Genomic DNA, 12,852 nt, shown 5'->3' with positions numbered 1-12,852 from the left:
TTGATAATCGGATACACAAGGTTATCAAAATGTAAAGAATTGGCAAATTGACTAGAATCCGGCTTTTTTGAGTTGCCATTTGTAGTCGCCGTCAATAAGCAATTCGGGGCGGTCGAAGCAGTAGAGTTTTTCCCCTTTTTGGAAGGCGGCATAGATTTCTGCTTCACCTTTTTTGACTCTGGCGAGGGCGAGGCCGTCGCCTATCGAGCTGGCAATGTCAATTCGACCAATTTGCTCCCAGCGGGTTTCCATTTTCCCGTCTACCTCTACCTCTTTTTGGATACACACATGATAATCGTCTTTTGTTATCCGTTCATTAAAATCACCACTGATAAACAGCTGTTTGGCTTTACCCTTCTGCGCTTCGGTAATTTCGTTCACCTTTATTTTTGCAGGTAGTGCTTTATTGATGATTTCCCGGATATTGAATTCCAGGTACTTCAAGCCCAGGTCATAAATGATTTTTTCTTTGTCTCTATCTTTGGTAGCAGCTTGGATCATATCAAATTCAGCACCATCAATAGGAGCTGTGCTCAGTTTGATATGCCACCAACTCTTTGAGTAATTATTGGCTACTTCACTGACTACTTCGCCCGTTTCAGCATCAATCAAACGTAGAATATAATCTGCATAAAAAATATAACTACCATTATTAAGCGAGTACCGCAGGGTTTTGATTTCGGCATCCAGAACATAACGGCATCCCAGTGATTTGAACTGAGCAACGTATTGCTGGTCTATTTGGATTTTAGTATCAGCTTTGTTGTCCCTTTGCGTCCATTTTATGGCATATCTACTCTCTCGATCCAGCAGGGTTAAATATTTTCCACGCACATTGAGCACATCCATATTCAAGCGGGTAGATAATATGGCCATCGTCATAGGTTCAATAGTATAGCCAGGCGCACGTAAATTTACAGCAATTGTTGGAGGAGCTTCTTTTGGAACCGAGGTGTATTGTAGTTTAAGCGGTGAGCACCAAACTGTTTCTCCTTTTTGCAATGCTTCTTCAATTTTACGATTGGGCTTGTCTCTTAAAAAAGTACCTTTTTTTCCTCCAGTCACTAGTGTTTCTAATAGTTCGATTCTTTCAAAAGTACCTGTTTCATCTTTGTATTCTTTCAGAAGATAGACATAGAAAGCATGGTATGGAGAAAAATGATAATCATCTAGCCCGGGGATACTAGCCGTTGCTCCTTCTTTCCCAACTGGAGAAAAATTGAGCACTTGAGCACGGATGGGAAAAAAATGAAATTGTGCGTAATAAGCAGCATTTTGCATCTCTTTCCAAGCGACTTTTTCGGCGGCAATGGTATTCATTCGAAGATGTACACGAAGGGATATTTTGGCCGCTTCGATGTATTTTTTTTGATCTTCTTTTTCGAGGGGCATCCCTTTTTTATAGCCAACCTCAGCGTAGGGCACACCAATGGTTTCTGCTGGAAAAACACTTTGCGTTTGAATCCGGTAAAAATTAGTGATGGCTCCAGTGCTGACGTTTCCTAAAATCAAATCAGTTTTGGGTGCGTAATTCATTTGGTATTGAAAATACATTATCTCCTTTTGAGGGTCAATGTGAGAATAATGAAATGATCCTTTCCAGATATAGTACTTGTTTGATGCAATGACTTTTAGGAAATATTGCACAGGGTATTGTCTAACAAAATTACGTTGATAGATCTCTATGTCCCTGCTTGCATCTAGGCTACTAGAAGCTATATAAGCCAATTTTTCCAAAAACAGATCGTCTTCGTAGTTTTCCTCTTCACTCGTGAAGCGAGCTATGACGTGTTTGGGCTTCAAGTACTGGGAAAAAACCAGTCCATTCATCAGTAGCAACAAGACCCATAAAGCACAAAATCTACGCATCACAGCATTCATTTTTGACAAGTTTATACACATTTAAAACCCTGCTGCCTTCAATTGGTACATGAATCGCCCATCGATCAACCATTCAGGTCGATCAAAACAATACAGCTTTACGCCCTTCTGAAAGGCAGCGTAAATCTCTTTTTCTCCTTGCTTCACTTTAGTCAAGGCCAAGCCATCACCTGTGGGGGTGGTGATGGCAACCCGACCAATGGTTTCCCAACGCGTTTGTATGGTTCCATCCACATTTATTTCTTTTTTCACACATACATGGTAATCATCTTTCATGGTCCTTTCGTTGAAATTCCCACTGATGAGTACTTGCTTCGCCTTATCTTTTTCTACTTCGGTGACCTCAAAAATTTCAATCTTGGCCGGAATTGCCCGATTGAGCACCTCTCGAACGTTGAATTTTAAGTGGCTGACTAACCCCATGTTTTTGACAAATTCAAGACGAGTTTCTGGGCTTTGGGCACTCATAATTTTGAATTCCATGATTTCAGTTGGAATAGTTGCCTTGTGCGACCACCAGGTCCCGTGATCACTGACGCTCTCAGCAACGATTTCATTTGTTTCAACATCGATTAAATGCGTGACACACCTACTGTTGAAGGAAAAATTGCCTGCTGGGTTTCCAGGAATTGCAGATTGAATCTCTACATCAAAAATGTAGCGCGCTCCGATAGATTTGAATTGTTCAATGGAGGCTTTGTCCAAAAAGGAGTTGGACTTATTCTCATCGCGTTGCTCTTGTATCTCGGCAGTTTTTTTTCTATCCAATATGATTAATTGTTTGCCACGTGCATCCAGAATTTGTGCTTTGAGCCGATCATACAATTGATTCAATACCCATTTATCAATGGTTACTCCTGAAGTTCGAACATTAAAAGCAATGGCAGGAGGAGGTTCAGCTTGCCTGAAAGTGGATTTCAAACGTATGGGTGAACACCATAAAGTCTCTTTATTGTTTAATGCGGCGGTGATATTATTTTTGGCACCTGTAAAAATGCCGTTGAAATACGACCCTTTTTTGGCCGTGGTATAAAACTCTCCTAACAGCTCAATGCGCTCATGCATGTCTATACCCTCTCGAAAGGGCTTCAATCTGTAAACAAAAATCGACTTATTAAGACCCAGATTATATTTTTCAAATCCTTGAACATCAACAGACACCGAGTCAAATCTTAAGGATTTAAAGGCAATTACCTGCTGCCTTACCGGGAAAAACTGAAAAAATACATCGTACACCGCATGGCTTAATTCATTTTTCAGGGCTTTTTCTGCCTTCATTATTCTGTCATCAAAGAATAGATTAAGGTAACTTTTTAATTTTTCTACCAGTTTTGCAGGTTCAAATACCTGCCCTTTTTCGTGGCCTAGTTCAATATAATCAAGACAGAGCCTTTCTGCAGGAAAGGTATTGTAGAATTTTAGCTCATAGATATCCAAAACCCGGCCAGTAACCACATCACCTAAGGTACAGGTAATTTTGGGGCCATAATTCATCCTGTATTCGAAACACATCCGTTTACGTGTAGTATCATCCTGGATGAAATGATGGGTTCCACCGTTCCAGCCATAATAAGCATAGGAAGGTTTAAGTTCCAGATAGTATTGTGCAGGATAATTTGAAGACGTGTAAGGGCTAATGACATCTACCTCATCCAGGTTATGTAGCGCCTCCAACGTATATCTCTTTATTTCTTTCAAAAAGGGATCGTTCTCATAGGTGTCTGACAGGTATTTCAGCACATAACTTGGCTTGACACTTTGGCCCAATGCCAGCACATTTAACCCTAGTACCAGTATTAAAAACCAATAAAACCTGATCAACTGAGAACGATCCATTTTGGAGTAAACTTTTAGCCTATTAAAACCCAGCCACCTTTAATTGTCTGGTATACTGCCCATTGATGAACCATTCCGGTTTATCGATACAGAACAGTTTGTCTCCGGCCTTGATGGCTTTAAAAATGTCCTTTTCGCCTTTTTTGACTTTAGCCAAAGCTATGCCATCACCCAAGGCTGTTTTGACAAAAACAACCCCAATTTGTTCCATGCGGATCAACTGTTCACCATCTACCTCTACCACTTTTTTGCGGCAAATGAAATAGTCATCACTTTTTATTTCTGCATTGAAGTTGCCAGCAATGATCAGCGCTTCGGCATTTTCTTTTTTCTCTTCGGCGATTTCGACCACCTCAATTTTTTGAGGAAGGGCACGATTGAGCACCTCCCGCAAATTAAAAGCCAAATAGTCCAATCCCAAAAGTCGGATAGTCGCCTCACGATTGCTGGAAGCAACAATTGCATCATACTCACGATCTTGTTCAGTAGTGATGGTCGTGATAGAGGAGTGAGACCAGTTCTTAGTGAAGGTATTGGGCACTTCTGCCAATATTTCGCCAGTTTTGACTTCGATCAATCGGGTGATGCAGTTGACACTAAATTTGTAGCGTCCACCCATTAAGGTTTCATAGGTCTCTTGGAAGTCTTTTAGTTGCACCTCCAATAAGTAGCCTGCGCCAATGGATTTGAATTGTTGAATGGTGGCTTTGTCAATAAAGGCTTCAGATTTTTGGAGGTTCTTCTCTTTTTGAATCACCTCAAGCTTGGTCCGATCTAGCATGGGGTAATAAGTCCCCCGAGCGCTTAAATACTCGGTGCGAAGTTTCAGGTAGCATTTTTCCCAATCTTCTTTGGAAATGGCAGGTGCTACCAAAAGCACCGCGACTCCGGGGATGTCTTCTTCGTATTTGTTGACAGTCAGCGGTTTGAAAGGAGAACACCAGATTTTTTTTCCACTTTGCAGGGCCGCGAAAATTTCCTTTTCTCCGTCAGTTACATCACAATTTTCGACCGTTTTGGCACTGACTTTATTGGTCAAAGCACCAATTTGGGTAAACTGTTCGTAGGTTACCCGCCCAATTTTCCGCTCGATGATTTCATAGACGGGGAAAGGTTTGTTGAGCCCCAAACGCAAGGAAGCCAAGCCGGGAGTACTCACCACTTCGGCCTTATCCTTTTTTGATTCTACGATAGCAGTAAGCGGCAATTTTACCGGAAAGAGAAAATAAGGCGCGTCTTCAGCTGCTGCGCCGATGTTTTTTATCGCCGCATTAAAAGCCTTTTCCTGGACGGCAGGAAGCTTGGGTTTCACCTGTTCAAAAGCCCTGACCGAAATTGTTTTTTTCAAACTATCCGTCATCACCAACCCTTTTCGTAAGCCTAATACTTTGTAATTCAAGCTAAAAGTTTCATTGGTTGAATTTGTCCCATAGATGGTGTGATAGGATTTGAGGCTCCCTTTGCTGATGTCCGTCACAATCAGAGTAGCTGACGTATGATAACCCGTGGTATAGGAAAAGGTCATAGTCTCCGTGGAGTCAACCATCTTGGTCATGCTAAATTCATCATTGTCCCTCTTGTATTTAGGCATAATTTCGAGTAAAAAAGTAGCTGGGCGGCTACTGGGGGAAATGCTGCTGTTGACATAGACCATCCTGACCCGATTGAAGCTATAAACAATCGTGGATTGAATTTTGGCAATTCGGGAATCAGTTGGTGAGGTGAAATCCTTTTGTTCCACCAATTTCATCACGATATCCGGTTCACCCAAAGCAGTTTGGCTGAACACCTCTTGAAAACTTAGAACATAAACGATGACTAATAAATAGTATGCTAGGTTAAGCTTTGACATAAGGCTAGATTAAAACCATGAAACATTAAAATTGAAACTTCAATTCACCGCAGGCAAACAGTACAATTTCCGTCCACCATCGATCAATTTTTTGACCTCTTCCTCCCCATCTTTCAATGAAACAATGGAAAAATTAGGGCCTTCAATTTTTTGCACCTCCGCTTTGGCTACTGTACGGTTGTAAATGGATTTTTCACCATCCACCACCTTTTCCTCGATGATGAAAATGTCAACGGCTTGTTTGAGCTTCAGGCCCTTGTTGATGCCTGCGGCAATGAGTAAGGACTGCGCCTTGTCCTTTTTGAGTTCCACAATTTCCACCACTTTGATGTGATTGGGAAACATTTTTTGACTCAGGCGTTGGGCGATGTTTACAATGTCTTCCCGCACCTTTCCTGAATAAGTCAGGCTTTGTTGAATATTGCCTGTTTCGGAGCCCACTACCGCATTATCTGCTACCGAATAAAGCGTAAGTGTAAAGGTCACTGCGTCCAGGTCAAAATTGCCCGAGAGGAGGTATTGAGCTCCAATACTTTTGCCCTGGGCTACCACGTAACCCTCCAGGAAATCTTCGTTTTTCTGCAATTCGCGTTCCTTGTTCACTAAGGCACTAGATTTTCGGTCGAGCAGGATGAAGCGATTGTCATTGCCAAAGATTTCCGTGGCGTATTCAGGTACCCCATTCAAACGATTGCGGTAATAGGTAGCATCTGCCCCCCAACGTCGATAAGGGTTATCCTTGTAATCTTCGCGTATTTTGGCAGCAAACTTATCTACCGAGGGCAAGTAAAAATCCACTACCGCGATGGAAATTTTATCTTTATTGACTTGCGCGGCAAGTTGGCCGAGGGCAAAAACCAAGAGCAATCCGCTCAGCAATGACTTCATCAACACCATGTTTTGTTACTTCGAAGCGTGAAGAAAATAATCTTTCATTACGTTGATGTTCCAGTTGTTTTGGCTGGCCTGGGCTTTGTAGTACTCTTTTAAAGCATCCAGATTGGCCTTGACATCCGCATCCACTGCATCTTTTAAGGATTCGGCTAGCGCAAAAGCTTCCTTGGCGCAAGGGGCATCCCCGTCAATTTTTTTTAGGGCTTGCAGGGTTTGATCATACTGCTTGGCGGCGGCACTACTTTTTGCCTGCAACAAATAATAAGTACAAATGGCGTCGCGCTGCTTTTGATACACCGCTTTCAAAGCCGCACTGGCCGTGCTGCTACAAGCCGATTCAATGGGGATATTGGACAAGAGGCCGTAGGCCTTGGCGTACTGCCCTGTTTCTACCAAACGATTGCTTTCCGCAATGAGATTTTGGCACTGCTTGCTGTAGTAATCCATTATCTCGGTTTTCATTTCTGCTACGAAGGTGTTGAACTTGGCATCCTGCATTGGCAAGTTGCTGATCAGATTGCTTAAGGCCAAAGCAGTGCTGGTACCTGAACCGGAAACACGTTTCGCTTGGGCCCCAAAAATTGGGTTGCCTTCTTTTTGTTTTACCGTATAAGTCAGGTTGGCATCAATTACATAGAGGGTTTTGGTACCCGTTTCAACGGCACGGGGCTCCATCAACTGTAATTCTGGCTGTACCACAACTGGTACTTGCAGCGCTTCGGCTGAAAAACCGGTTGCAGCCAACATGGTCCGCAATTTACCTTGTACTGCCGTTTTTTGGACGGAGGTCACACTGCCCCCCGAAACTTGTACCTCACCCAGACCAAGTAACAATTGTTGCTCCTGAGCGAATGCATTGCCCAAAGCCATACCCAAGGCACAGATCAGGATCAAAAAGGTATTTTTCATGGTCATTTAGTTTTAGGATAGGGTGATGAAAATGGTATTGCCTTTTACCTGGCGTTTTACCTGCACTTTGCCCGCATTTCCTGGCTTTTTCAGGGTAAGGCAAAAACGCAGTACCTCAAGCGAGAATTTACTGGTCGAAATGTTGTTCCCGTTTTTATCCCGGAAGGCAACTCTCACCTGGTCAAAAATCATTTTTACGTCGCTCGTACCTTGTAAATGGTAATTGCCGTTGAGGGCTTTTTCTTCCATCCAGATTTCAAGGACATCCGACAAAGCCATGGACTGACCAGGAATTTCAGTGCTCATCCGCAAATCCGTATCCGCTGCGAGGTCAAACTCGATGGCAATCAAGCGGCCATTTTCAACAATATCCGTGAATTTGGACTGGAGTACATTCAGGAAATCTTCCATGGTGGCATCCACTGCCCGATTGATGAGGCGCCCAAAGTCCGTGGTGTTGAACTTTTCACTCATGGCCACTTTATTCACCAGCGAGGTACCCGTAGAAGCGTCGTAACCCGCCAGGATGACATTGACACTGTTGCCCGTTCCGCTGTATTGCTTTTGCACGTCTACCTCAATGTAGATTTCTGCGCCGCTGAATTCAATGATCTGGGTTTTGATGTCCGTAAGGTTTTCACTCGTAAAAGCCTGGCGCGCCTCGGTTTCTTTCAGTTTGGCCACAAAGTCGATGGTTGAAAAACCCCGGGTGTCAAAAGCTTCTTTAATTTTTGCAATGGCCAGACGGCGATCACCGTCCATGTCCAGTACCTTGCGTACATCTTCTTTCTCGCGGGTAAATGGAATGACCATGATGGTGGGTTGCACAATAGCATTTTTAGGGGCAGTGGTAGTGCCATCCGCCGCATTTTGGCCCTGTAACTGTACCAGGCAGCACAGGCTCAAAAGCCAGATTAGTTGTTTCATCGTTAGGTTTGAATTAAACAAGCTCTAAATGGAAAGAGAATTAACGGTAACCAAATTTCCGGAGGATACCCCGGGTTTCCAGTTCGCGACGGAACAGGTCGTAATTGATCGTTACGTTAAATAGTTGGAGTTTGGTGCCTTCGCTGGTGCGGGTTGGCCGTTGTTCCACCCAAAGCACCTCGGTATAATACCGCTTGGTATTTTCAGGCTTTAAAACGTCTTTGAGTGCCTCTAGTTGTACCGCTGTAAGCTTGGAGCGGTCTGGGATCATGGGTAGGCGAACCGCCGTGATTTGGGGATGCGCAATCCCATCGTAGATCAGGCGCTCTAATACCCGTTGGCGGACATCATCTTCGGCCAATTGTCGGTTTTTGCCCTGGCCGTCCGCTTCAATGCGCAGGATACCTGTACCAGCTTGTTCAATGATTTCGATGGAGGGAGTGGCTGGTTGTTGTGCTAAAGTAGAGGTAAGCACCAGGAAAAGGCTTAGTAAAAGAATTGAGGTTCGTAGCATGGTGATGATTTATGACACAAAGATAAATTTATTTTTCCGAGGGAATTGAAAACAAAACAACATCTTTTCAAAAAAAATTCCCTTCGCATCAATAGAAAGCCTTTCAGTGAAACAAATCACCAAAAGGCTTTTAAATCATTATATACCAATTTTTTAAATCGCCGCAAATCCCAATTCCAAATCCGCTTTGATATCATCAATGTGCTCGATACCGAGAGAAATGCGCAACAAATTGGGCAATACGCCTGCTGCCAGTTGCTCGGTTTCGTCCAATTGCGAGTGCGTTGTTGCAGAAGGCTGAATGATCAGCGTTTTGGAATCACCAACGTTGGCCAGGTGGCTGGTCAGTTGCAGGTTGTTTACAAATTGCGTGGCGTTTTCCTTACTGCCTTTCAAGGTGAAGCTCAGTACACCTCCAAAGCCATTGTGCAGGTATTTTTTGGCCCGTTCGTGGCTATCGTGGCTCTTCAATCCTGGATACCACACCTTTTCTACTTTTGGATGCGCTTCCAGCCATTCGGCCACAGCCTGAGCATTTTGGCAAGTGCGTTCTACGCGCAAAGAAAGCGTTTCCAAACCTTGCAAGAACAGAAAGGAATTGAAGGGGCTAATTGAAGGGCCCCAATCGCGCAAGCCTTCTACCCGGCAACGGATGGCAAATGCGATATTTCCGAATGGGCCTTTGTCGCCAAAAACATCCCAGAAAACCAATCCGTGGTAACCTTCAGAAGGCTCGGTAAACTGTGGGAATTTTCCATTGCCCCAGTTGTAGTTTCCGGCATCTACAATAACTCCACCAATGCTGGTACCATGACCGCCGATCCACTTGGTAGCAGATTCGACTACCACTGCGGCACCCCATTCGATTGGGCGGCACAAGAAACCACAAGCCCCAAAAGTATTGTCTACGATCAAGGGCAGATCGTGTTTTTTGGCCAAAGCTGACAAACCTTCAAAATCGGGAACGTTGTAGCTTGGGTTACCAATGGTTTCGCAGTACAAGGCTTTGGTATTGCCGTCAATCAGGCTTTCGTAATCGGCTACGCTTTCTCCTGCTGCAAAACGCGCTTCTACTCCAAGGCGTTTGAAAGATACTTTGAACTGGTTGTGAGAACCTCCGTACAAGTTGGAAGAAGTGACAAAATTATCACCAACCTGCATGATGTTGTTTAGGGCGATGAATTGTGCGGCATGCCCAGATGCTACCGCCAAGCCCATTGCACCGCCTTCCAGAGCAGCTACCCGCTTTTCGAATACATCCGAAGTTGGGTTCATGATCCGGGTGTAGATGTTTCCAAATTCTCTTAAGCCAAAGAGATTGGCACCATGTTCAGAATCTTTAAAAGTGTAAGCAGTGGTCTGATAGATGGGTACTGCACGTGAACGGGTAGTAGGGTCTACCTCTTGACCAGCGTGCAATTGCAAAGTCTCAAATTTCATGTATAGAAGGTTTTATTAAGGTGAAAAATGTACGCCAAAATAACCCTGGCCTGCATTGGTTGTACAGGTAGGTTGCTTATTTTATCAAAACTATGACAAGTTTAATAATCAGGAAGCGAACGAAAGTAAATAAAAGTGAGTATATTCTGTTTGTTTGTCTACCCGTTTAAGGTATCCTGGGCATATGAAACAATCCTTGCAGCAAGTCTCCAGCTTGATACACCATTAAAGTTACAAGAATTCCCCAAATAGTGGCAAAAATGGACATCCACAAAAATATTTTTTCTTTCTTTTCTCCAAAGGCGTTGGCTAATAAAGTTCCACCAATCGGAGTGAGAAGCAGTGGAGTAAATAAAGCTACTCCAATGATGCCATACTTGCGCCATAAGGTCACCTTACGGCGATTTTGAGGGGTGAATACGCGCTTGGTTTTGAAGAATTTATTTTTGAGGTATTGACCAAAATAAGTAAAAGTCACCACGCTGAGCATCATTCCGCTTGCCGTTAATCCGGCGGTCAGCAGCCACGGCAAACCGTAAGCCTTACCTTGCAGTGGGCCAAAAAGAAATTTGAATGAACTTGCGAGAAGTACCGAAAGGTATTCCCAAATATTTTCGGACATGTCAGGGATATTGAGCGCTCATTAAGTATGACGCAAAAAATTACTTCCCGATTTTTTTAGCGGCTTTTGAATAGGAAGCTCACTTGAAATGAACCGTTCGACTTCCTATTCAAAACCCAAAATCGGGAAGTTAATTTTTCTGCGTTACTAAACTGTTTTTGTAGGGCCTCAGTAGCAAAATTTTCAGGACACAAATATGCAAAAAAATTATGAATCATGTCAATAACGTGAATAGGCAGTTTTATGTTTTAACGTGGTCGGTTTTAACGTTGATTGATGGCGCCAACTGATCTGGGAGGAGAAGAATTGCCCAGAAAATCCCGGATGGCCAAAGGTTTTCCTTTCTCCATGCGCGGAATTCCTGACGTATTCAGCGGCGAATTGGGCAGCGGACGATAACCTTTGAGCAATACACCTTTGGAGCCTATAGCCGGAAATTCTCCAGTGTTGAAGGCATTTAGGGTTGGGTTCAGTCGGCGATTGCCCACTTGTACCGCTGGAGGATTGGGGTGATTGATTGGCCATTCCACATTGTTGTGTAAAATTGCACCGTGACCTGCCTGAAAATCAAATACCGGAATATTGCCATTGGTGATCAGCAAATTGTTGTACACCTCGATGTTTTTGGTGCCTTTCCCAACATGGATACAAGCGGGAGTAGCCAACGGCTGTGCACTGGTGAAAATAGTATTGTTGTAAACGGCCAAATTCTCCACCACGGTTCCATCTGACCCAATGAAAATATCTGCATAAAAATTGAAGCGGCTATTGTTTTCGAGCACATTGTACCGCAAGATGTTGTCGCCTAGGCGATGAGGGGCATAGTTGTAATTCCAGACCAGGATGCCAGCTCCGTCGTTGTCGCGGGCATAGCAATACTGAATGATGCAATTGGTCGTGCCACCGTCCAGGTCAAACCCTGCGCCATCCAGTCCCGTACCCGAGCGATTGGAGATGGACGAACAAAATTGAATAATGCCCCGATTGGTAGAGTGAAACCAGATCCCACATGGGCCACCTGCCTTGGAATTGCACAGAAACCCATTTCGGTATGCTTCGCAATATTCCACCAAAGCATCTTCTACATTGTCAATTTCCATGCCGCTGCCACTGTGGTTTTCGTAGTACGCGGGGTCGCCCGTATTGTTATTGGCGATGCAATACCCTACGTAGAGATTTCGGTTGGCATATTCGGTGGCGAGATGATCCCAATAGCCCGTTACATAGATGCCGTGGTATTGGTTGTCGCTTACTTCGCAATGTTCGATGCGGATGTCTTCATAGCCACTTTGCGATTTGTCGATGGCCTGACCGCCTACATAAATGCCATCCTGGTGAAAAGACTTGGCCAAAACACGCTGAATGCGAATGAATTTTCGCTTGTCGGATTTGGGCAGGTCATTGTAAAAACACAAACCGTAGCCTTGATTTTTGACCCGGTTTTTGCCATCCAGGATCAAATCCTGCACCACAAAACCTCCCGCATTCCAGATCAGTACCGCAGTTGAATCTGGACTTACAATCGTGGCTCGACCTTTCCCATAACTGCCCAGCGTTACTGATTGTTCAGGAGTCCCTTCATCTTCATTGGTGAATTTCAAGTAGCCTTCAAAACTTTGCCCACCTTCCAACAGGAGTTTATCTCCGGGATTGAGTTCTAGCGCCCGACAGCGGGCAAGGGTTTGAAACGCAGTTTGTTCCGTTTTACCGTCGTTTTGGTCATTGCCTTGGGGGCTACAGTAGTAGGTTTGTTGGCCCAGCAGGCAAAACGGAAGCAGCAACAGCAATGAGAGGAATGGGTTTTTCATGTCAAAAATTGATTGAAAAATTGTTTGGCTAAACTACCACAATATACAAGGAAACTGGATGGGGATTTTTCAACACAGCTTCAAATTTTATTTTTTCCTATGACCATTTTATTCTTTACTGGTCAATTTCAACTTTGCGAGATTCCTTATGTTTGCTTGCAGTATAATT

The 12,852-nt window shown here is 43.9% G+C and carries 10 protein-coding genes; all 10 read right to left on the bottom strand.

Annotation, left to right across the window (positions count from 1 at the left end; genetic code table 11):
• Positions 1-51: 51 nt before the first annotated feature.
• The 10 genes from ABW391_RS05565 to ABW391_RS05520 all read right to left on the bottom strand — a co-directional run bounded on the left by ABW391_RS05565 (position 52) and on the right by ABW391_RS05520 (position 12,683).
• Positions 52-1,869, bottom strand: coding sequence for a hypothetical protein (locus tag ABW391_RS05565; RefSeq protein ID WP_353480847.1), 1,818 nt, complete (start codon positions 1,867-1,869; stop codon positions 52-54).
• 33 nt (positions 1,870-1,902) lie between these two features.
• Positions 1,903-3,717: a hypothetical protein gene (locus ABW391_RS05560; protein ID WP_353480846.1), complete on the bottom strand. Its 1,815-nt coding sequence runs from the start codon at positions 3,715-3,717 to the stop codon at positions 1,903-1,905.
• Between the two features lie 22 nt (positions 3,718-3,739).
• Positions 3,740-5,569: a hypothetical protein gene (locus ABW391_RS05555; protein WP_353480845.1), complete on the bottom strand. Its 1,830-nt coding sequence runs from the start codon at positions 5,567-5,569 to the stop codon at positions 3,740-3,742.
• 39 nt (positions 5,570-5,608) lie between these two features.
• Entirely contained in the window at positions 5,609-6,457 is an 849-nt protein-coding gene (locus ABW391_RS05550; protein ID WP_353480844.1) for a hypothetical protein, read from the bottom strand.
• A gap of 15 nt (positions 6,458-6,472) precedes the next feature.
• A complete protein-coding gene (locus tag ABW391_RS05545) occupies positions 6,473-7,372 on the bottom strand; it encodes a hypothetical protein (RefSeq protein ID WP_353480843.1) in 900 nt (299 codons plus the stop codon).
• 12 nt (positions 7,373-7,384) lie between these two features.
• Positions 7,385-8,299 (bottom strand): DUF6175 family protein, encoded by a 915-nt coding sequence (locus ABW391_RS05540; RefSeq protein WP_353480842.1) that lies wholly within the window; start codon positions 8,297-8,299, stop codon positions 7,385-7,387.
• A 40-nt stretch (positions 8,300-8,339) separates the two neighbouring features.
• Positions 8,340-8,813, bottom strand: a complete 474-nt coding sequence (locus ABW391_RS05535; RefSeq protein ID WP_353480841.1) for a hypothetical protein — start codon at positions 8,811-8,813, stop codon at positions 8,340-8,342.
• Between the two features lie 153 nt (positions 8,814-8,966).
• Positions 8,967-10,253: an O-acetylhomoserine aminocarboxypropyltransferase/cysteine synthase family protein gene (locus ABW391_RS05530; RefSeq protein ID WP_353480840.1), complete on the bottom strand. Its 1,287-nt coding sequence runs from the start codon at positions 10,251-10,253 to the stop codon at positions 8,967-8,969.
• Between the two features lie 166 nt (positions 10,254-10,419).
• Complete coding sequence (locus ABW391_RS05525) at positions 10,420-10,875, bottom strand: hypothetical protein (protein ID WP_353480839.1); 456 nt, start codon at positions 10,873-10,875, stop codon at positions 10,420-10,422.
• Positions 10,876-11,138: 263 nt separating this feature from the next.
• Complete coding sequence (locus ABW391_RS05520) at positions 11,139-12,683, bottom strand: right-handed parallel beta-helix repeat-containing protein (protein ID WP_353480838.1); 1,545 nt, start codon at positions 12,681-12,683, stop codon at positions 11,139-11,141.
• Positions 12,684-12,852 lie beyond the last annotated feature (169 nt).

Origin of the sequence: Haliscomenobacter sp. (genome assembly GCF_040403615.1) — a bacterium.
Classification (GTDB): Bacteria; Bacteroidota; Bacteroidia; order Chitinophagales; family Saprospiraceae; genus Haliscomenobacter.
Note: the sequence above shows the minus strand (reverse complement) of the source record. Positions and strands in the feature narration are given on the sequence as shown.